A 20,722-nucleotide genomic window follows, 5' to 3' on the forward strand; every position below is an offset into this window, starting at 1 on the left:
CATGCCTGTCATCCAGTCCCAGCTTTCGACCTCGACCGACACGTTCAAGGCCAATGCCGAGCATATGCGCGGGCTGGTGGCCGATATTGCCGACAAAGCTGCGACCATCGAGCGCGGCGGTTCGGAGGAAGCACGCAAGCGCCACACCTCGCGCGGCAAGCTGCTGCCGCGTCAGCGCCTTGCCCAGCTTCTGGATGCCGGCTCGCCCTTTCTCGAGATTGGCCAGTTTGCGGCCTGGAACATGTATGGCGGCGACATCTCCTCGGCCGGCATGATCGCGGGCATCGGCCGCGTCGAGGGCCGCGAGGTGATGGTGGTGGTGAACGACGCCACGGTGAAGGGCGGGACCTACTATCCGGTGACAGTGAAGAAGCATCTGCGGGCGCAGGAAATCGCCATGCAGAACGATCTGCCTTGCGTCTATCTGGTCGATTCCGGCGGCGCCAACCTGCCCAATCAGGACGAGGTTTTCCCCGACCGCGAGCACTTCGGCCGGATCTTCTACAACCAGGCCAATATGTCGGCGGCAGGCATTCCGCAGATCGCCTGCGTCATGGGCTCTTGCACGGCGGGCGGCGCCTATGTGCCGGCGATGTCGGACGAGACGATCATGGTGCGCAACCAGGCCACCATCTTTCTCGGCGGCCCGCCGCTGGTGAAGGCAGCCACTGGCGAGGACGTGACGGCCGAGGAGCTTGGCGGTGCAGACGTGCACACCCGGCTTTCGGGCGTGGCCGATCACTATGCGATGGACGATGCGCATGCGCTCGCCATCACCCGACAGATCGTCAGAAACCTGAATCGAAAGAAGGCGATAGGACTCGATCTGAAGAAACCGATTCCGCCGCTTTATGCGCCGGATGAGATCTACGGCGTCGTGCCGACCGACACGCGCAAGCCCTATGACGTGCGCGAGATCATTGCCCGCATCGTCGATGGCTCCGAGTTCGACGAGTTCAAGCAGAATTACGGCACCACGCTGGTCACCGGTTTTGCCCATCTGTACGGCATGCCGGTGGGCATTCTCGGCAACAACGGCGTGCTGTTTTCCGAAAGCGCACTGAAGGGCGCGCATTTCATCGAGCTGTGCTGCCAGCGCAAGATCCCGCTGATCTTCCTGCAGAACATCACCGGCTTCATGGTGGGGGCGAAATATGAGGCGGGCGGCATCGCCAAGGATGGTGCCAAGCTGGTGACGGCGGTGGCGACCGCGCAGGTGCCGAAGCTTACCGTCATCGTCGGCGGCTCCTTCGGTGCAGGCAATTACGGCATGTGCGGTCGAGCCTACTCACCCCGCTTCCTCTGGATGTGGCCGAATGCGCGCATATCGGTGATGGGGGGCGAGCAGGCAGCGACCGTGCTTGCCATGGTCAAGCGTGAAGGCATCGAGCGCAAGGGCGGCAGCTGGAGCGCCGAGGAAGAAGCCGCGTTCCGCGCGCCGATCCTCGAAAAATACGAGCGCGAAGGCCACCCGCTCTATTCCTCGGCACGGCTATGGGACGATGGTATCATCGATCCAGCAAGGACCCGCGACGTGCTCGCTCTCAGCCTTTCGACTGCACTTAACGCGCCGATCGAGGACACTAAGTTCGGTGTGTTCAGAATGTAACAGAGCGATTTATGCTCCATACGCCGCCATAGTTTAGAGAACCCCGTCTGGTCGCAGAAAGACGATATTGATATGTATTTCCAGTCTAAACGGGGGATATTCAAGAATGATACTGAAATACATTACGCCTGCCGCAAAGGCGGTCGCCATAGGAATCCTGATTGCATCCGCAGCCAGCACAGCAACAGCGGAGTCACTTGCAGGCAGTGCAGGGAACAAGCGCCATGCGGTGTTCTTCTCGCCGTACCTGCAAGGCAATTGCAGGGAAGCCTACGACGCTTATGTCGCGGCGCCGGGTCATTCCGCATATGCATCGACTGTAAGCGGACGGAACATTCCGTATTTTATCTGCGGCTTGCACCGGAACGCGCCTTCGCAGAAGCAAGCGGAGGAATTCGCGCTGAAGAACTGCGAAGCGGGGCTGAGGAAGTACAAATTCAGAACCGCAAGCGCATGCAACATCGTCGCTTCCAAATAGCGGAAGCATCACCGAACCGGCGCTGTCGGCCTTCCTTGGCCTTGACGCGCCGGCGTCCGGACCAAAATTCCGCATATGGGAGATTCAGGGGGCATTGGACCTGCGCCAAGCGCGGCTCCAGCAAGGAACTCAACGCAACGACGAAGGGAGCCTGACATGCCTGCCAAACCAAGCAAATTCGTCTGGTACGAGTTGATGACCAGCGATGTCGATGCAGCGGAGAAATTCTACAAGACTGTCGTGGGATGGAACTCGGAACAGTGGGGTGGCGGGGACGAAATGCACTACGTCATCATGAAGGCCGGCGACGCGGGCGTCGCGGGCCTTATGGCGATCCCCGACGAGGCGGCCGGTATGAACCCGGCCTGGGTCGGCTACATCTATGCTGCCGACGTCGACGCCGAGACCGAGAGTGTGCGGAAAGACGGCGGCAAGGTGTTTCGGGCGCCGGCCGACATTCCCGAAGTCGGCCGTTTCTCGGTCGTCACCGACCCGCAGGGCGCGGTGTTCATGCTGTTCACGCCGAAGGGCGAAGGGGGCGCGTCGGCAGCGCAGATGACGCCCGGCCATATCGGCTGGCACGAACTCCTCGCCACCGACTGGAAAAGCGCCTTCGATTTCTATTCGAAGCACTTTCAGTGGTCCAAGGGCGACGCGGTCGATATGGGGCCGATGGGCACCTATCAGCTGTTTACTGCGGGCGGCGATGCCATCGGGGGCATGATGACCAAGCCGCCGCAGATCCCGTCGCCCTACTGGCTCTACTACTTCAACGTCGCCGACATCGATGAGGCGGTCGAGCGCGTTCTCAAGAACAAGGGCCAGGTCGTGATGGGGCCGATGGAGGTTCCAGGCGGCGCCTGGATCGTACAGGGTATCGACCCTCAGGGCGCGCTGTTCGCGCTGGTCGGCAGCCGCAAGTGATCGGCACCGCGCCGAGAATTTCTAAGGGAGGATGAATGTTCTCGAAAATCCTGATCGCCAACCGCGGTGAGATTGCCGTTCGCGTCATTCGCACCGCGCGGCGCATGGGCGTTCGCACGGTTGCAGTCTATTCCGATGCTGACGCGAACGCGCTGCACGTGGCGATGGCCGACGAGGCGGTGCATATCGGCCCCTCGCCGGTGAGCGAAAGCTATCTGCGCGGCGACAGGATCATCGAGGCGGCAAAGGCAACCGGAGCCGAGGCGATACACCCCGGCTACGGTTTCTTGTCCGAGAATCCCGACTTCGTCGACCAGGTCGAGGCAGCCGGGCTGGTGTTCATCGGCCCGTCTGCCGCTTCGATCCGCGCCATGGGCCTGAAGGACGCGGCCAAGCGCCTTATGGAAAGTGCCGACGTGCCGGTGGTGCCGGGCTATCATGGCGAGGCGCAGGACATTGTCGTCCTCGCCTCCAAGGCGCGCGAGATCGGCTATCCGGTACTGATCAAGGCGCGCGCGGGCGGCGGCGGCAAGGGCATGCGCCGCGTCGAGCATCCGGACGATTTTCCCGATGCCCTTTCGGGCGCGCGGCGAGAGGCCAAGGCCGCTTTCGGCGATGACCGCGTGCTGGTGGAAAAATATGTCGAGAAGCCGCGGCATATCGAGGTGCAGGTTTTTGGCGACAATTTCGGCAATGCCGTGCACCTGTTCGAGCGCGACTGCTCGGCTCAGCGGCGGCATCAGAAGGTGATCGAGGAGGCCCCTGCCCCCGGCATGACGGCCGAGATGCGCAAGGCCATGACCGACGCAGCGGTGAAAGCTGCCAAGGCGATCTCCTATTCCGGCGCCGGCACCATCGAGTTCATCGTCGATACTTCGGACGGGCTCAGGCCCGACCGCTTCTGGTTCATGGAAATGAACACCCGCCTGCAGGTCGAGCACCCCGTGACCGAGATGATCACCGGCGTCGATCTGGTCGAATGGCAACTGCGCGTGGCGGCCGGCGAAAAGCTGCCGAAGAGCCAGGAAGAAATCGCGCTATCCGGCCACGCCTTCGAGGCGCGCATCTATGCGGAAGACCCGCAGCGCGATTTCCTGCCGGCCATCGGCACGCTGCATCATCTGAGCTTTCCAATCCAAGCTCCGGCCGGTTCGACAATGCGCATCGAAACCGGCGTGCGGCAGGGCGATGCCATCTCTCCCTATTACGACCCGATGATCGCCAAGCTGGTGGTCCATGCCGAGGATCGGCATTCGGCCTTGGGCGCGCTGGCGACAGCGTTGAAGAACACCGAAATCGCCGGCTCGGTCACCAATATCGCCTTCCTTGCCGCGCTGGCTGAGGACGCCGACTTTGCTGCCGGTGACGTCGACACAGGCCTGATCGGCCGCAAACAGGCAGCGCTGACTGAAACACCGCAGCCCGATGCGACGATTGTCGCCAGGGCGGGACTGGCGGCTTCCGGGATGCACGGCGTCTCGTCCGATGATCCCTGGGCCTCGCTTACAGGCTACAGCCATTTTCATCCGATCGAACGCCAGGTTTCGCTTCATCGCGGCACGGAGGAACTGAAGGCGGGCGTAACGGCTCCGGGCAATGGGCGCTACACGGTGCGTCTCGACGGAAGCCAGTCGATCGGTCTTACCCAGGCAGATCTTGCAGGCACCGTTACCTGGCCGGGCCACGTCGCGGTTTTCGCCGCCGGCATTGCCTACACGTTTGCGGTCCCCGATCCGTTTGCAAGCGCGGCCGAAGCCGAGGCAGGCGCTGGCAGCATGCGAGCGCCGATGCCTGGCTTGGTCAAGCTGGTGCGCGCGGCGCAGGGCGATGCGGTGAAGAAAGGCCAGCCGCTTCTGATCCTGGAGGCGATGAAGATGGAACACACCATCGCCGCACAGCACGACGGCGTCATCGCAGACATCGCTTCCGAGGGCGCGCAGGTGACCGACGGCACCGTGCTGGTGAGGTTCGTGGAAGAGGCCGGCGCCTAAGAGATGCCCGCCGGCTCACTCTCCAAAAACGAAAATGGCCGGGCAAGCCCGGCCATCTCGTCAATTCGCCAGAGGCGAGATCGGCTTTACTGCGCGATCGGCGCGTACTTGCCGTCGTGCCACTGGTTGATGTCGTAGGCGGCGTTCTTGAAGTCGCCCTTCTCGTCGAAGATCACGTCGCCAACCACGGTGTGGATCGGCTCGCCGTTCTTCAGCACTTCGGCGACCTTCATCGGATCGTCGGTGCCGGCACGCTCAATGCCCTGCGCGAAGGCCTGGATGACGGAGTAGGAGAACAGGGTGAAGCCTTCCGGCACGAAGCCGCCCGACTTGATGTTCTCAACGGCTTCCTTCGCCTCAGGCTTGGCCTGCGGGTCGGACGGGAACACGAACATCGTGCCTTCGCCAGCCGGGCCGGCGATCTGCCAGAATTCCGGAGAGGCGATCGAGTCCGGCATGATCAGCTGGTACTTGAAGCCCTGCTCGTCCGACTGACGCAGCATCAGGCCGGCTTCGGGGTGATAGCCGCCGAAATAGACGACGTCGGCCTTGAGGCCCTTCAGCTTGGTGACGAGCGCGGAATAGTCCTTCTCGCCGGCGTTGAGGCCCTCGTAGAGAACTTCCTTCAGGCCGTTTTCGTTCATCGTCTTGCGCACTGCGTCGGCGACGCCCTGGCCGTAGGCGCTCTTGTCATGCAGGATGACGACATTCTTGCCGGCATACTTCTTGGCGATCCACGGTCCGATGAACGCGCCCTGCGCGTCGTCGCGCGTGTAGAGACGCATGATGGTCGGCCAGCCCTTGGCGGCCGCGTCGTCTGTCATGATCGGGTTCGAAGAGGCGGGGCTCATCATCAGCACGCCGCTTTCGGCGTAGACGGCCGAGGCCGGGATGCTCGAGCCGGAGCAGGCATGGCCGTCGATGAACTTGATGCCGTTGGCGACGATGCGGTTGGCAACCGACACGGCCTGCTTGGGGTCGCAGACGTCGTCTTCGATCGACAGCTTGAGCTGGCGACCCATGACGCCGCCCTTCGCGTTGATGGCCTTGACCGCAGCTTCTGCGCCCTGCTTGAACTGGTCGCCGATGGTTGCGAGCTGGCCGGTCATTGGCCCCGCAACTGCAATGGTGATATCGTCGGCGCGCGCTGCCTGCGCTGCCAACACGAAGCCGACGAGCGCGGCTCCCATAAGCGATTTCTTGATCACGTTGTTGTCCTCCGATGTCGGCTAATTGCCGAACGCCGCCCTCATTATCCCAGGCGTTGGCGGAGATAACATTCGCAGCGGGGAAGATGCAACAACCTCTGATGGAACCGGTAAACGACGAAGGCCGCGCCGGTATTGTCCCCACCGGTCGCGGCCTTGGTCGTCGATCATATCGCGGGCATCGCTGTCCGATGCTCCGTCGCCGTTCTGACATGCGCGGCTGGCCCGCCTCCAAGCTGCCGCGTTCTGTTGGTGAGGCTCGGCGTTTTTTCTTTGCCTGAGCCCTGTATTTCAATTTCGCTTCAATGCACTCAGTGCATCGTCATCCATTCGCGGGCCTCGCGCAGGGCCTGGGCGATCTGCGGCTTCGACATGGAGGCCGAGAGTTCCGACCGCAGGTCGGCGGCGCGGGCCGAGCCTTTGATCGCGGCGATATTCAGCCACTTATGGGCGGCCACGACATCGACTTCACAGTCGCGGCCAGTTGCGTACATCATGCCAAGCTCGAAAAGAACGTCGGCTTGTGCGGTGGTTCCCATCGCGCCGAAGCCGCCTTCAAACATTTCAAAACGTGCCATCTCGAAGGTCCCTGTCCGTTGCTGGAGAGCGCCTCTTTTTGTCGTCGTGGGCTGCTCTTCCGATGCTTCGAAGGATGAACCTGAGGCTTGAATTCGCCGTTAAATGGCTTGCTTAACTGCAGGCAAACAAAGTTCAAACAAGAAGTAAACGTCTGAATTCATTAAGGATAGAGATGCAGGCGCTGCATGGGGTTTTGCGAAAATTCGATGAAAATCCTTCTCCTCGAATGAAACCCTTTCCTAACCACGAAAAGCGGCAATAGCTCCTTCTCGCGTCAAGAACTTCGCTCGCGCCCCTGCTCGGACCCCGCAAAAACAACGCATCCTTACGTTGCGGCACCGCTTTCGTTCTTCCATTTGCTGGATTAGCTTACGTTTACGTCAGCGGCCGAACAGGAGGAGAACGTCGGTCCGGCCGAGACGTCCAGAGGGAGGACATCGATGTTTCGCAAGGTAAGCCTGGCTGTTGCCGCGACGATGCTGATGCTCGGCGCAGCTTATGCCGACCCCATCGAGGGGAACTGGAAGACGCAGAGCGGTGAGACCGCGGCAATCGGCGATTGCGGTGGCGCGTTCTGCATCACGCTGAAGACCGGCAAACATGCCGGCAAGCAAATCGGCAAGATGACGGCCAGTGGGGACGGGAACTATACCGGCTCGATCACGGATCCGGCCGACGACAAGACCTACAAGGGCAAGGCCAAGCTGAGCGGCAGCGCCATGAAGATGAGCGGCTGCGTGTTTGGCGGCCTGATCTGCAAGAGCCAGAACTGGACGAAGCTCTGAAGTCCTAATTCGCCTGAATGCAAAACGGCCCGCGAAGCATCTGCTCGCGGGGCCGTTTCGTTTAAGGGATAGGCGTCAGGAGCGCGCCCGCTGGCCGAACAGGATCTTCTGGGCCTCCTTGTCGGTGGCGAGGTTCTGCCGGTCGCGCTCTTCCTTGCCGACATCGATGCCGCGGCGCACGGCGGGCCGCGCCTTCATCGTCTCGAACCAGCGCTTGAGATTGGGGAACTCGTTCAGGTCCTGCCCCTGTCGCTCGTAGCCCATCGTCCAGCCGATGGAGGCGATGTCGGCGATGGAGTAATCGCCTGCAAGGAACTCGCGGTCGGCAAGGCGCTTGTTCATGACGCCATAGAGCCGGTTGACCTCGTTGGTATAGCGATCGATCGCGTAAGGCACCTGCTCAGGCGCATAGACGCGGAAGTGGTTGGCCTGCCCCGCCATGGGACCAAGCCCGCCCACCTGCCAGAACAGCCACTCTTCGACTTCGACGCGCTGGCGCTCGTCGGCCGGATAGAACTTGCCGAACTTGCGGCCGAGATACTGCAGGATGGCGCCGGACTCGAACACCGAGATCGGCTCGCCGCCGGGGCCTTCCGGGTCGATGATCGCCGGCATGCGGTTGTTCGGCGAGATTTTCAGGAAGGAAGGTTCGAACTGCTCGCCGCGGCCAATGTTCACGTATTTGACCGTATAGGGAACGCCGAGTTCCTCGAGCATGATGGTGATTTTCCAGCCATTCGGTGTGGGCCAGTAATAGAGTTCAATCGGCTGGGTCTGAATTATCATACTGAGGTCTCCACATTTGGGTCGCATTCAGCAGATAGGCAGACCCTACGTAAACACAAGCGCGCAAATTGTGTGCTGTGATTAATAAAATTGAACCGAGGATGAACGGACCTCTCAGAGGTCATTCAGCTGAGCGCGGGCATTCTTCACGGCATTGAAGGAGACGCCATCAATGCTCGCTCGTCGGTTCACAATCGTCTGTCTGTTGACGGCCCTGTTCGGCATGTTCTTTTCAATGCTCGTTGCCCAGGCAGAGCGCTCAAGCCGCTCGCGCGAGTATGGAATGCTCCGAACCTGCTCTTACGAGTTCGGGCTGACATGCAGCCCCTCCAACCTCCGCTAAACTCGACCAACCCTGACCAACCCTGATGAAAAAAGCTACGACCATGAAGAAGGCCGCCGCAATTCTTCGGCTGTTGCCCCGGGCTGCACTCATTCTGACCCTGCTTGCCGCCCCCGTTTTCGCCGTGCCAGCCGTGCGCGGCTCCGCCGGGCCGACGATCGAAGCTCCTGCTCAAAAGAACTCTGGCGCCGGCTTTGTCCTGCTGCTCAGCCTACAGCGCACTTCGGGCACCTAGTAGAAAAAGCGCCCAAGTCTTGGGGGGCCCCCTCCCAAGAGCGATAGCAAGTCTCTATATTGGGTCATGGAAAAGAGAATCTACCCAACCCCCATTGAGACGATCTCCTGCCCTGAGCCCTTCGGGCAGCAAAGCTTTACGGACGCCGGCGAGGCAGTCGCCGCCCTGAAATTCCTTTACGAGCGCAATACCGCATTTCTGCGCAACGCGTTTTCATCGCTTGCCGAGCAGGGCGACACCCAGAGACGTTACCGGGCCTTCTACCCCGAAATCAGGGTGACGACTTCGTCCTACACGCAGGTCGACTCCAGGCAGGCCTACGGCCACATGCCGCTGCCGGGACGTTATTCGACGACCATTACCCGGCCCGATCTGTTCGAGAGCTACCTGACCGAACAGTTGCGCCTGATCATGCGCAACCACGGCGTCCAGGTGACGATCGCGGAGTCCGCCACGCCGATCCCGATCCATTTTGCTTTCCTCGAAGGCACGCATGTGGATGGATCCATCGCCGAATTCATCAAGCGCCCGATCCGCGACCTGTTCGACGTGCCGGACCTCAACAGCACCGACGACCATATCGTCAACGGCACGCTGGAGGTGCTGCCGGGCGAGCCGAAGCCGCTGGCGCCCTTCACGGCCCAGCGCATCGACTATTCGCTGCATCGCCTGTCGCACTACACGGCGACCACACCGCATCATTTCCAGAACTTCGTGCTGTTCACCAACTACCAGTTCTACATCGACGAGTTCTGCCTCTACGCCCGCGATCTCATGGCCAAGGGCGGTCAGGGCTATGAGGCCTTCGTAGAACCCGGAAATGTTGTGACGAAGGCTGGCGAGACGCGGCCTTCCGAAGGTACCCCGCTGGGGCGCATGCCGCAGATGCCGGCCTACCACCTCAAGAAGCCGGGCCATGCCGGCATCACAATGATCAACATCGGCGTCGGCCCATCCAACGCCAAGACGATCACCGATCACGTCGCTGTGTTGCGGCCGCATGCATGGCTGATGCTCGGGCACTGCGCGGGCTTGCGCAACACGCAGGCGCTGGGCGATTACGTGCTGGCGCATGCCTATGTGCGCGAGGACCACGTGCTGGACGACGATCTGCCGGTCTGGATCCCCATTCCGCCGCTGGCCGAGATCCAGGTTGCCCTCCAGGAAGCGGTGGCCGAGGTGACCGGACTTTCCGGCTACGACCTTAAGCGCATCATGCGCACGGGTACCGTGGCAACGATCGACAACCGAAACTGGGAACTGCGCGACCAGCGCGGCCCGGTGCAGCGCCTGTCGCAGTCGCGTGCCATTGCGCTCGACATGGAGTCGGCCACCATCGCAGCCAACGGCTTCCGCTTCCGCGTGCCTTACGGGACGCTGCTATGCGTGTCGGACAAGCCGCTGCACGGCGAATTGAAGCTGCCGGGCATGGCGACGGAGTTCTACAAGCGGCAGGTTGCCCAGCATCTGAACATCGGTATTCGCGCAGTCGAGAAGCTTGCCGAAATGCCGATGGAGCGCCTGCACTCGCGCAAGCTGCGCAGCTTCTCGGAAACCGCGTTCCAGTAAAGGCCTGCGCCCCTCGCGAGGGCCAGAGGCAGCATTTGATTGAAGCTACTGGCCGCCTGTCGTTAAAAGCAGGCGGCCTACACATCTTGAATGAGCCTAGTTCTTGCCGATATGGACGGGCATGAAGAGAACGGCGTTCCGCAACAAACTTGAACTGGCGGCCTTTGCCGCTTCGATCATTCTTTCGGTGCCGCTGGTGCTGGGCTTTTTCAGCAGGCTGCATCCGGCTTTCGACTCCTTCGCGCATTTTCGCCTTCATCTGGCGGTCTTGCTGGCGCTCGCCGCATTGCCGATGCTTTTCGGCCGGTTCCGGAAAGAGGGCGTGATCGCGCTTGCGCTGGCCGGCGGCGCCGTAGCCAGCGTGTCGGGCACCATGCAGAGCCTGGGACCAGCGGTCGTTCATGCGGGATTTGCGCCCAAGGACGAGACGCAACCCGTATACAAGCTGTTGCAGCTCAACCTGCGCTACAACAATCCCGAGCCCAACAAGGTGCTGTCGCTCATCGGCCGGATACGGCCGGACGTGGTGACGCTCGAGGAAGTTTCCGACATGTGGACCGAGAAGTTGGCGCTGCTTTCCTCGGCCTATCCCCATCGCATCATCTGCCCCAGTCCGAAGGGGCAATACGGTGTCGCGATCCTCTCGACCCGGCCGTTCGTGGAGGGGCAGGAAGCCAAGTGCCATAACCGCGACTCCTTCGCGATCGCGCCGATCGATTTCGGCGGACGAGCAGTCGACATCGCGGCGTTGCATCTCGGATGGCCTTGGCCGTTTGACCAGCCACGGCAAATTTCGGCATTGGCCCGCCCGCTTTCCGAGCTCGGTGAGACAGCCCTGCTTGCGGGCGACTTCAATGCCACTCCGTGGAGTGCTGCCGTGGCGCATGTAGGCCAAATGGGCGGCCTGGCGCTCGTGCCATCTGTCGGCCCGACCTGGCAGTGGCTGAAATTTCCCGAATTCCTGCGGTTCAGCGGCCTGCCGATTGATCAGGTGATGCACAAAGGAAACGTCGTGGTGAACACGGCCCGCACATTGGGCGAGGCCGGTTCAGACCACTTGCCGGTGTTGGTCGAGTTTTCGCTCATGGCCTCGTCCCCCAGGCACGAAGAAAACGCGGAAACTGCGACCGCCACCTTCGTCCGGCGATCCCCCATCGCAGCTGGCCACGAAAGCAGCTGACTGCGACTACGCCGGTCGAACATATATCCCGGCGGCACCGGAACCGATGCCGCCAGAACGGATCGTCTTAGCCTCTGTTCACCAGCAGGGAGACGAGATTGTCGACATTGCCGCCGTGCTGATGCTCCTTGGCGTCGAATGCGCGCTGACGAGCTTCGTACTGGGCATAGATCGACTGAATCTGACGACGAGCCTGGCTCTGCGTCTTCGAGCAACCCGGGTCATTGTCATTCGTCATCCCGACAACCGATGCCTCGGCAGCCTTGACCATTTCCTGGGCGATGCGGCCGTGGGTCTGTTCGTGCGTACGAACACCACCCATGAACTTCGTCCAGCGCGACTGGAGATCAGGCGAAACTTTGGTTGACAGCTTGGGGAAGTTGTAGGTCAGGAACAGGGTCGCATTGGCGCCCTTAAGCTTGCAGGTGCCGCCGTTCTTGTCCCAATTCATGTCCCACTTCACGTCGTAGCGGGTCGCAGCCATGGCCCGGGCCTGCAGGCCCTGCGTGGGCCCGCCACGAAACATCGATCTCATGATCTCCGGCCCGCTGTTGCCGGTAATGGGATAGGTTGTGGTTTTGACCACGACCTTGCTGCCGGCGTGGGCAACGCCGGCAAAGCCGCAGACAAGTGCAATCAAGGTTATTCCAACTGTACGCATAGGGGGTACTCCAACTAGGGGGACCCGCAAACAAGCACAATCGGAATCGTATTTCAACAATTCCTTAACTACGTTCTTTCTACATGTTGGGGTAGACAGGCCCTTCACCCCCTTGCGGCGGTACCCAGTTGATGTTCTGGTTGGGGTCCTTGATGTCGCAAGTTTTGCAGTGCACGCAGTTCTGCGCGTTGATCACAAACTTGGCGTCGCCGCCTTCCTCGACCCATTCGTAGACACCGGCCGGGCAGTAGCGGCCCGACGGCCCCGCGAACACGTCGTGCTCCGAGCGCTTCTGCAGGCCCAAGTCCTTGACCTGCAAGTGGATTGGCTGGTTTTCCTCGTGGTTGGTATTCGACAGGAACACCGAGGAAAGCCGGTCGAAAGTCAGCACGCCATCGGGCTTGGGATAGGCGATTTTCTTGTGCTTGGCGGCCGGCTCCAGCGAGGCTGCATCGGTCTTGCCGTGCTTCAGCGTGCCGAAGGGCGAGACGCCGAAAAGCGTGTTCAGCCACATGTCCAAACCGCCCAAGCCAACGCCGACCAGAGTGCCGAATTTCGACCACAGCGGCTTGACGTTTCGGACCCTCTTGAGGTCCTTGCCGATGGCGGTCGAGCGCCATTCGTTCTCATATTCGACAATTTCATCGTGGCTGCGGCCTGCCTCAATTGCCTTGGCAACGTGCTCTGCAGCCTGCATGCCCGACAGCACAGCGTTGTGCGAACCCTTGATGCGCGGAACGTTGACGAAGCCGGCCGAGCAGCCCATCAGCGCGCCGCCCGGGAAGGTCAGCTTCGGCACCGACTGCCAGCCGCCCTCGGTGATGGCGCGCGCGCCGTAGGAGATGCGCTTGCCGCCCTCGAACGTGCCGCGGATCGCCGGATGCGTCTTGAACCGCTGGAACTCGTCGAAGGGCGAGAGATAGGGGTTCTTGTAGTTGAGGTGGACGACGAAGCCGACGGCCACCAGGTTGTCCTCGAGATGGTAGAGGAACGAGCCACCGCCGGTCTTCATGTCGAGCGGCCAGCCGAAGGAGTGCTGGACCAGACCCGGCTTGTGCTTCTCCGGCGCGACCTGCCACAGCTCCTTGAGGCCGATGCCGAACTTGCCCGGCTCGCGACCGTCATCCAAATTGTACTTGGCGATCAGCTTCTTGGCGAGCGAGCCGCGCGCGCCCTCGCCGATCAGCACATATTTGCCCAGCAGCGCCATGCCGGGCGCATAGTTCGGGCCATGCGAGCCATCGCGCTCGACGCCCATGTCGCCGGTCACCACGCCAGTAACAGCGCCTTCGTCGTTGTAGATCAGGTCAGCTGCGGCAAAGCCCGGATAAATCTCGACGCCCAGCGCTTCGGCATGGCCGGCCAGCCAGCGGCAGACATTGCCGAGCGAGACGATGTAGTTGCCGTGATTGTTCATCAGCGGCGGCATCAGGACGTTCGGCAGACGCACCGAACCGGCAGGCCCGAGCACGAGGAAATGATCGTCGGTGACCGGCGTCTTGAACGGGTGGTCGGCCTCCTCACGCCAATCCGGCAGAAGCTTGTCGATGCCGATGGGATCGACCACAGCACCTGACAGGATGTGAGCGCCCACTTCGGCACCCTTTTCCAGCACGACGACGGAAAGCTCTGGATTGACCTGCTTCAGGCGTATCGCGGCGGCTAGGCCAGCCGGCCCTGCACCGACGATAACCACGTCGAATTCCATGCTTTCGCGTTCAATCTCACTCATCAAGTCCTCCGCACTCGCTTGGCCTCGTCAGGCATCCTGCTGGCTCCGTGCTCCCATAGCGCATCCGAAAGCGACGCGAAACCGCGCAACTGGCACATTGCGGAGTTTGCAACACCATATCATCCATGCTGGAACAAGCTAACCAGCGTTGACGTAAACGTCAATTAAATGTGGCGGTGGTGGCGCCTTGTGGTGGCCACTATCCGCCATTTTCATGGATTTTCGCCGGCTATGTTCTCGGCCATACTCCCGGTATGCGGCAGGTCGAGCTTCGTCGGTCGGTAGTGACGCATTTTGTCGCGGCGCGCCTTGGGGCTGCGCTTCTTTTCGTGCTGCTCGCAACCGTTGCCTTCTCTTCGCCTGCGCGTGCAGAAGATGCGACCTCGGAGGAAGGCCCTTGGTTGGCCGGCGCCTATTCCTTTTCCGACGAATTGGGAGGTTTTCGCATCCGGTCGATAAGCGGAACAGGCACCAAGACCGATCCCATCGTCATCGGCGAAGAACTTTACTCGGCTAGCCCGGTGACATTGGTCATTCGCGCCACAAAGCCGGTGCGCGCGCTCGACTTTTCGGGAAACTACGCCAACGGATTTGTCTACCTGCGCCTTCAGGTGCTCAATGCCAGCGAACTTGCCTGGATAGAATTCGAATTCGAGCTGCAGGAAATCCTGCACCAGCCGAGCGTATTCGGCGACGGACTCTCATTCGACCAGCAACGGAGTGACGCAAAAGCCATAAGGTCCGACAGCTTTGCCAAGTTCGATTGCGACTTCGAGCCCTATGACCGGCTGCTGTTTCGCGAGGGCAAGATCGATCCGCGAAAGACCGGCTCCTTCGGCTTCCTCGTCACCGACTACACGCCGACCAGCGTATTTTATCTGGTGCAAGACCCGCACATTCCATCGACCTGACTTGAAATCGCCGCGCGCGCAGAAGAATGTAGAGGCATGACTTCCATCGCCAGACATGAGCAGCCGGACCTTCGCGAGTTGCTCGCCTTTTATGCTGAGTCCGGCGCCTATGACGCGCTGTTCGAAGAGCCGATCGACCGCTTCGCAGAGGCGGCGATGTCTGCGCAATCCGTTCAGGCTCCAGGCAGAGCCCGCTCATTCGATGGTCAGGGCTCAGCACCGGCCGCCGAACGGCCGCGCCCGGCAATGCTCGATCGCGCTGCGCCCCCTGCCCGCCCGGCAACGCCGGCTGCGGTGCCGGACGAGGCGCAGGCAGCACTCGCGCGCGAGCTTGCTTCACGGGCCGGCACGCTGGAGGAACTTCGCGCGCATATGGCGGCCTTCGAAGGCTGCAATCTGAAATTCACGGCCAAGAACCTGGTGTTCGCCGACGGCAATCCCACCGCCGACGTGATGCTGGTGGGCGAAGCACCGGGCCGCGACGAGGATCTGGAGGGGCTGCCCTTTGTTGGCCGCTCGGGACAGTTGCTGGACCGGATGCTAGCGGCGATCGGTCTCGACCGAAATTCTGCCTACATCGCTAATGTCATTCCCTGGCGCCCGCCGGGCAATCGCACGCCAACGCCGCATGAGACCGAAATCTGCCGGCCGTTCATCGAGCGGCAGATAGAACTGGCGAACCCAAAGGTTCTGGTGACGCTCGGCGGGCCCTCGGCCAAGCTGCTGCTCGACACGACCGAGGGGATCTTGCGCCTGCGCGGCAACTGGCGTTCGCATCAGATGAAGTCGGGAACCGTCGTGCCGGCGATGCCGACGCTCCATCCGGCCTATCTCTTGAGAAATCCCGCCCACAAGAAGCTTGCATGGCGGGATTTCCTCGAGATCAAGGCGAGGCTCAAGGAACTTGGCTGACTATACGGCCAGGGCGGTCGCGCGGCGCATGCCGATGAACTGAAGCTCGGCAAACAGGGCAACTGCGATCGCCTGCACGCAAATGAAAGCGATGCCCAGCGCGTTCGGCGACACGAGGCTGGAGAAAAGCAGGCCGAAGCTCGCCGCGACCCAGAGCGCGTTGATGGCGATGATGTCGATGAGCACCATCCGCCTCACGGTTTTGCGTCGCGCGGTTGCGACCAGAAGCGCCACGAACGGCACCAACACGACGCCAGCCCAGAACAGCAAAGGAGCCGGCAACTCCAGCAAGGGCGAGAGAAACGGCGCGCCGGCAATCGCAAGCAATGCGGTCGCGCCGCTGGCGACTGCATCGAGAAGCAGGGCATTGCGGATGAATGGCGAGACGGTGACGATCATGATCTTCTCCTGTCGGGTTTCAGTTGCCTCGGCTTTCGCTCCGAGTTGGCCGAAACCTGACAGCGCAGGCTTCTGGTGGCGATTACCCGGCAGGTAATAGAAATTGCGAGGCCGATCCCCTAACGTCGGCTCCATGAGCATGCAGCAACCTTCCGCCGGCACCCTTATTCGCGAATGGCGCACGCGCCGTCGCATGAGCCAGCTCGATCTCGCAGCAGAAGCCGAGATATCGCAGCGCCATCTGAGTTTTGTCGAAAGCGGCCGCGCCGCGCCCTCGCGGGACATGGTGCTGCATCTGGCTGAGCAGCTCGACATACCGCTTCGCCAGCGCAACCAGATCCTGCTGGCGGCGGGCTATGCGCCGACCTTCAGCGAGAAGAAGCTCGACGACCCCTCGCTCGCACCGGCCATGGCGGCGGTGGAACTGGTGCTGAAAGGGCATGAGCCATTTCCTTCTATAGCAGTCGACCGACATTGGAACCTCGTTGCCGGCAATGCGGCCATCGGCCCGCTCATCGAGGAAGTCACGGACGTCTCGTTGCTTGCACCGCCTATCAACGTGCTGCGGCTCAGCCTGCACCCGAGGGGGCTGGCGCCGCGCATTGCGAACCTCCACGAATGGCGGACGCATCTGATCGAACGCCTGAAACGCCAGATCGACGCTTCCGGAGACCCAGTGCTGGCAAGCCTGGAACGCGAACTTTCGACCTATCCCGCCGGAGCGCCTACGAGCCGCGCCACCCACCCGGACATGGCGGCGATTGCGCATCCGCTGCGGCTCAGGATGGGAAAGGAAATCCTATCCTTCATCAGCACCATAACAGTGTTCGGGACGTCGCTCGACGTGACGCTCTCGGAACTGGCAATCGAGTCTTTTTTCCCCGTAGATCAGGAGACGGCGACAGCACTGCAACGCCTGGCGTCGCAACGCGGAGCTGCGCCGAAGCCGTCATGAGGCGCGCGAACTGAACCGAGACTGTAGCTGTCCAATCAGGCCTGCGATGGAGCAACCTGTCGCACCGCCCTGCGCTCCAGCCCCAACTGCCGCTCGCGCCAGATGATGAAGATGCCCGCCCCGACGACGATGAGCCCGCCCACCAGCATGTGGATCGTCGGCACGTCGCCAAAAAGGTAGTAGCCGACGGCGAGGCCGAAGATCATCGAGGTGTATTCGAATGGCGCGACCGTGGAGGCTTCCGCATATCGATAAGCTTCGGTCATCAGAAGCTGGCCGAGCCCGCCGCAGCATCCCGCAATGATGAGCAGGGCTGCCTGCTGGAACGTCAGGGCACTCCAGCCCAACGGGTAGGTACACAGCGCCAGGACAGTTGAGGTCAGCGAAAACCACAGGACAATCGTTCCGGTACGTTCGGTGTGAACTAGGCTGCGCACGACGATCATGGCGAGCGCCGAGACGGCGGCGCCGACGATTGCAGCGATAACGCCGAGCATCTCGTCGTTGCCCATGCCGGCACCCGCACCAAACAAGGTCAGCTTCGGCCACGAAATGATGCAGACGCCGATCAGGCCAACCACGACCGCGCTCCAGCGATAAAAGCGGATCGTCTCGCCGAGGATAATCGAGCTGAACACCACCACCAGTAGCGGTTGCGCATAGTTGAGCGTGATCGCCTCGGGCAAAGGCAGCCGCGTGAGCGCGAAGAAGCCGAGCCCCATGGCGGTCACGCCCACCATGCCGCGGGCGATGTGGTTCAGCGGACGCTTCGTGTGAAAAGCCGTGCGCAACTCCTGGCGAAAGCCCAGGAAAGCCAGGATCGGCAACATCGCGAAGAACGAGCGGAAGAAAACGATCTGGCCCGCCGGCAATGGCCCTGCCGCCTTGATCAGCGACGACATGGCGACAAATACGGTCACCGACACGACCTTGAAGGCAATGCCGGTGAGCGGTCGGTTGACCCGCGAACTCTCGGATTTATTCACTTTGCTGCCACGGCGTCCTGGATCGTTGCCCATATGCGCGACGGCGTCGCCGGCATTTCGATATGTCGCACCCCATAGGCACGGTAAAGCGCGTCGGTGACGGCATTGAGCGTGGCAGGCGTCGAGCCGATCGCACCGGCTTCGCCGGCACCCTTTATGCCGAGTGCATTTGTTGTCGATGGCACGTTGCGGGTCTCGAAATGCAGCCACGGAAAATTGTTCGCGCGCGGCATGGCATAATCCATGAAGCTGGCGGTCAGCAACTGGCCATCTTCGCCATAAACGGCGTTTTCGCTCAAAGCCTGTCCGATGCCCTGAACCACCCCGCCATGCACCTGGCCGGCGAGCAGGATCGGGTTCACCGTCGCCCCGAAATCGTCGACGATCGTGTAGGCGACGATCTTGGTGTTTCCGGTCTCAGGGTCGATCTCGACCTCACAGATATGCGTGCCGTTGGGATAAGTCGCTTCGTGCTGAACGAACTCGCCCACACCCTTGAGATCTTCCGGACGCTTGGCGGTCTTTGCGATGTCGGCAAAGCTGATCGAGCGGTCAGTGCCGACGATGCGCGCCGTGCCGTCGATCAGTTCGATATCGGCGGCAGAGGCCTCGAGTTCGTCGGCCGCGATCTTGGCGATTTTTTCGGCCAGTGCTTCGCCGGCGCGAGCGGCTGAGACCCCGCCGAGTGGTATGGAGCGGGAACCGCCGGTACCTCCGCCGCGCGCGAGGCGATCGGTGTCGCCCTGCACCACCTTAACCTGCGCAATGTCCATGCCGAGCTTTTCGGCCACGAACTGCGCATAGGCGGTGGCGTGGCCTTGCCCGTTGGACTGCGTTCCGATCAGAAGCGTGACCGTGCCGTCGCCATTGAGCTCGACATGGGCAGGCTCCGACCCTGCGAAGGCGCAGGCTTCGATATAGGTCGCCATGCCGATGCCGCGGATTTTGCCGTCGGCCCTGGAGCCGGCAAGGCGCGCCGGAAAATCCGACCAGTTCGCCCGCTCCATGGCAAGGTCCATGTGCCCGGCGAATTCGCCGACGTCGTAAAGCCTGCCTGTTGGTGTCAGATAAGGAAATTGCTCGGACTTGATGAAGTTGCGGCGACGGATTTCGTCCGGGGCCAAGCCGAGGTCGTGCGCGCAGGCATCGACGAGCTTTTCGATCAGGAACGCCGCTTCGGGTCGACCTGCTCCGCGATAGGCATCCACCGGGCAGGTGTTGGTATAGACCCCGGTTACAGTCGCATCGAGAGTCGGAATGTCATAGGCGCCGGTCGACATGGTGGCGCCGACATAAGGCACGAAGGGTCCGTATTGAGAGCAATATGCGCCGAGATTGGCGGTGATGCGGATGCGCAGGCCCAGAAAGCGTCCATCGCGATCCATGGCCATTTCGGCGGTGACGACGTGGTCACGCCCTTGCGCGTCGGTCAAAAAATGTTCCGTCCGGTCGCCGGCCCATTTGACCGGCCGGCCCAGGCGCCGCGCCGCCTCCAGCACCAGCGCATGCTCACGGTAGACGAAGCTCTTCGGGCCGAAACCGCCACCAACGTCCGGCGTCACCACGCGCAGCTTGTCCGGCTGTATGCCGAACACCTGCTTGGCCAGGATCGAGCGCATGGAATGCACGCCCTGCGAACCCGTCGTGAGCTGGAAGCGGCCCTCGTCAGCGTGCCACTCACCGATGGCCGAGCGGGGCTCCATGTAGTTGCAGACGAGACGGTTGTTGATGAAGTCGATGCGGGTGATGCGTTCGGCCAGCTCGAAGGCGGCTTCCGTCTTCACCGCATCGCCGAGTTCGTAAAGGAACGCGCGGTTGGTTCCAAGTTCCGGCCACACCAGCGGCGTTTCGGGTTCGAGCGAGGTGGCGGTGTTGCCGGCTGCCTCCTCGCTGTCGTAGTCGACCTCGATCAGTTCGGCCGCGTCCTGCGCCTGCGCGCGACTGTCGGCCACCACGAAGGCCACGGCATCGCCAACATAGTTCACCCTATCGCGGCAGAGTATCGGTATATCGCGCGTCGGCGCCTGGGAGCCGTCGGGCTGCGGCTGCATCATGCCGGACCTGAGATCGCCGAGGCCTTTGACATCGGCGCCCGTCAGCACCAGATGTACGCCGGGAGCGGCCTTCGCCGCCTCAACCGAGGTCATCCTCATCGAAGCTTTCGCAACCGGAGACCGCAGCACATAGCCGTGCAGCATGCCGGGCACGGCTATGTCGTCGGTGTAACGGCCACGCCCAGTGATAAAGGCCTGATCTTCGACGCGTAGGACAGACGCGCCCATTCCGAATTTCGGCGTGACGATCGTCATGGTTACCCCGCAATGTTCGGACGAGAATGCGGGCCTGAAATAGGTCCTGCGTCAGTTTTGTCGAGGGTGGCTTTCGTGTAAAGAGCAGCACTGCCATCTTTTGTAGGCCAGCTGCCAGGCGGCCAGAGATGGAAACGGCTGCTCGCAACCAGCAGATCCCAACAGGAAAG

General features: G+C 61.8%; 19 protein-coding genes. 11 read left to right on the forward strand and 8 right to left on the reverse strand.

Going from position 1 to position 20,722, the window contains the following annotated elements; translation table 11 throughout:
• Position 1: 1 nt before the first annotated feature.
• The 4 genes from C7I85_RS09475 to C7I85_RS09490 all read left to right on the forward strand — a co-directional run bounded on the left by C7I85_RS09475 (position 2) and on the right by C7I85_RS09490 (position 5,002).
• The gene (locus tag C7I85_RS09475; protein ID WP_106723730.1) at positions 2-1,609 is read left to right on the forward strand and encodes a carboxyl transferase domain-containing protein; all 1,608 of its coding nucleotides are present in this window, start codon (positions 2-4) and stop codon (positions 1,607-1,609) included.
• 106 nt (positions 1,610-1,715) lie between these two features.
• Positions 1,716-2,087, forward strand: a complete 372-nt coding sequence (locus C7I85_RS09480; protein WP_106723731.1) for a hypothetical protein — start codon at positions 1,716-1,718, stop codon at positions 2,085-2,087.
• Positions 2,088-2,243: 156 nt separating this feature from the next.
• Positions 2,244-3,011 carry a VOC family protein gene (locus C7I85_RS09485; RefSeq protein WP_106723732.1) on the forward strand — a complete coding sequence of 256 codons (768 nt, stop codon included), beginning with the start codon at positions 2,244-2,246 and terminating at the stop codon, positions 3,009-3,011.
• 35 nt (positions 3,012-3,046) lie between these two features.
• On the forward strand, positions 3,047-5,002 hold the full coding sequence (locus C7I85_RS09490) for an acetyl-CoA carboxylase biotin carboxylase subunit (protein ID WP_106723733.1): 1,956 nt from the start codon (positions 3,047-3,049) through the stop codon (positions 5,000-5,002).
• An 86-nt stretch (positions 5,003-5,088) separates the two neighbouring features.
• Here the strand turns inward: C7I85_RS09490 and C7I85_RS09495 are convergent, their stop codons facing one another.
• Positions 5,089-6,192 carry an ABC transporter substrate-binding protein gene (locus tag C7I85_RS09495; RefSeq protein WP_428832847.1) on the reverse strand — a complete coding sequence of 368 codons (1,104 nt, stop codon included), beginning with the start codon at positions 6,190-6,192 and terminating at the stop codon, positions 5,089-5,091.
• 329 nt (positions 6,193-6,521) lie between these two features.
• Positions 6,522-6,788, reverse strand: coding sequence for a sel1 repeat family protein (locus tag C7I85_RS09500; protein WP_106723735.1), 267 nt, complete (start codon positions 6,786-6,788; stop codon positions 6,522-6,524).
• A 441-nt stretch (positions 6,789-7,229) separates the two neighbouring features.
• Here C7I85_RS09500 and C7I85_RS09505 point away from each other — a divergent pair, with 441 nt between their 5' ends.
• Positions 7,230-7,574 carry a DUF2147 domain-containing protein gene (locus tag C7I85_RS09505; protein WP_106723736.1) on the forward strand — a complete coding sequence of 115 codons (345 nt, stop codon included), beginning with the start codon at positions 7,230-7,232 and terminating at the stop codon, positions 7,572-7,574.
• A gap of 75 nt (positions 7,575-7,649) precedes the next feature.
• On the opposite strand, the gene C7I85_RS09510 is transcribed toward C7I85_RS09505, so the two are convergent.
• Positions 7,650-8,360 carry a glutathione S-transferase family protein gene (locus C7I85_RS09510; RefSeq protein ID WP_106723737.1) on the reverse strand — a complete coding sequence of 237 codons (711 nt, stop codon included), beginning with the start codon at positions 8,358-8,360 and terminating at the stop codon, positions 7,650-7,652.
• 386 nt (positions 8,361-8,746) lie between these two features.
• Here C7I85_RS09510 and C7I85_RS09515 point away from each other — a divergent pair, with 386 nt between their 5' ends.
• The 3 genes from C7I85_RS09515 to C7I85_RS09525 all read left to right on the forward strand — a co-directional run bounded on the left by C7I85_RS09515 (position 8,747) and on the right by C7I85_RS09525 (position 11,687).
• Positions 8,747-8,938, forward strand: a complete 192-nt coding sequence (locus C7I85_RS09515) for a hypothetical protein (protein ID WP_106723738.1) — start codon at positions 8,747-8,749, stop codon at positions 8,936-8,938.
• A gap of 66 nt (positions 8,939-9,004) precedes the next feature.
• Positions 9,005-10,507, forward strand: a complete 1,503-nt coding sequence (locus tag C7I85_RS09520) for an AMP nucleosidase (protein ID WP_106723739.1) — start codon at positions 9,005-9,007, stop codon at positions 10,505-10,507.
• 121 nt (positions 10,508-10,628) lie between these two features.
• Positions 10,629-11,687, forward strand: a complete 1,059-nt coding sequence (locus C7I85_RS09525; protein ID WP_106723740.1) for an endonuclease/exonuclease/phosphatase family protein — start codon at positions 10,629-10,631, stop codon at positions 11,685-11,687.
• A gap of 67 nt (positions 11,688-11,754) precedes the next feature.
• On the opposite strand, the gene C7I85_RS09530 is transcribed toward C7I85_RS09525, so the two are convergent.
• Together C7I85_RS09530 and C7I85_RS09535 are read right to left on the reverse strand one after the other, a co-directional pair.
• Positions 11,755-12,348 (reverse strand): DUF922 domain-containing protein, encoded by a 594-nt coding sequence (locus C7I85_RS09530; RefSeq protein WP_106723741.1) that lies wholly within the window; start codon positions 12,346-12,348, stop codon positions 11,755-11,757.
• 79 nt (positions 12,349-12,427) lie between these two features.
• Positions 12,428-14,080 (reverse strand): electron transfer flavoprotein-ubiquinone oxidoreductase, encoded by a 1,653-nt coding sequence (locus C7I85_RS09535; RefSeq protein WP_106723742.1) that lies wholly within the window; start codon positions 14,078-14,080, stop codon positions 12,428-12,430.
• Positions 14,081-14,334: 254 nt separating this feature from the next.
• On the opposite strand from C7I85_RS09535, the gene C7I85_RS09540 reads away from it, so the two are divergent.
• Both C7I85_RS09540 and C7I85_RS09545 read left to right on the forward strand, forming a co-directional pair.
• Positions 14,335-14,991: a hypothetical protein gene (locus tag C7I85_RS09540; RefSeq protein WP_106723743.1), complete on the forward strand. Its 657-nt coding sequence runs from the start codon at positions 14,335-14,337 to the stop codon at positions 14,989-14,991.
• Between the two features lie 36 nt (positions 14,992-15,027).
• Entirely contained in the window at positions 15,028-15,903 is an 876-nt protein-coding gene (locus C7I85_RS09545; protein ID WP_106723744.1) for a uracil-DNA glycosylase, read from the forward strand.
• On the opposite strand, the gene C7I85_RS09550 is transcribed toward C7I85_RS09545, so the two are convergent.
• Positions 15,904-16,443, reverse strand: a complete 540-nt coding sequence (locus C7I85_RS09550) for a hypothetical protein (RefSeq protein WP_342587300.1) — start codon at positions 16,441-16,443, stop codon at positions 15,904-15,906.
• Here C7I85_RS09550 and C7I85_RS09555 point away from each other — a divergent pair.
• Positions 16,436-17,257 carry a helix-turn-helix domain-containing protein gene (locus C7I85_RS09555; RefSeq protein WP_106723745.1) on the forward strand — a complete coding sequence of 274 codons (822 nt, stop codon included), beginning with the start codon at positions 16,436-16,438 and terminating at the stop codon, positions 17,255-17,257. The genes C7I85_RS09550 and C7I85_RS09555 overlap by 8 nt on opposite strands.
• 35 nt (positions 17,258-17,292) lie before the next feature.
• Here C7I85_RS09555 and C7I85_RS09560 read toward each other — a convergent pair whose 3' ends face one another.
• Together C7I85_RS09560 and C7I85_RS09565 are read right to left on the reverse strand one after the other, a co-directional pair.
• Positions 17,293-18,276: a DMT family transporter gene (locus tag C7I85_RS09560; RefSeq protein ID WP_106723746.1), complete on the reverse strand. Its 984-nt coding sequence runs from the start codon at positions 18,274-18,276 to the stop codon at positions 17,293-17,295.
• Entirely contained in the window at positions 18,240-20,552 is a 2,313-nt protein-coding gene (locus C7I85_RS09565) for a xanthine dehydrogenase family protein molybdopterin-binding subunit (protein WP_106723747.1), read from the reverse strand. Before C7I85_RS09565 ends, C7I85_RS09560 begins: the two co-directional genes overlap by 37 nt.
• Between the last annotated feature and the right edge of the window lie 170 nt (positions 20,553-20,722).

Source organism: Pseudaminobacter soli (ex Li et al. 2025) (genome assembly GCF_003012705.1).
GTDB lineage: Bacteria > Pseudomonadota > Alphaproteobacteria > Rhizobiales > Rhizobiaceae > Pseudaminobacter > Pseudaminobacter soli.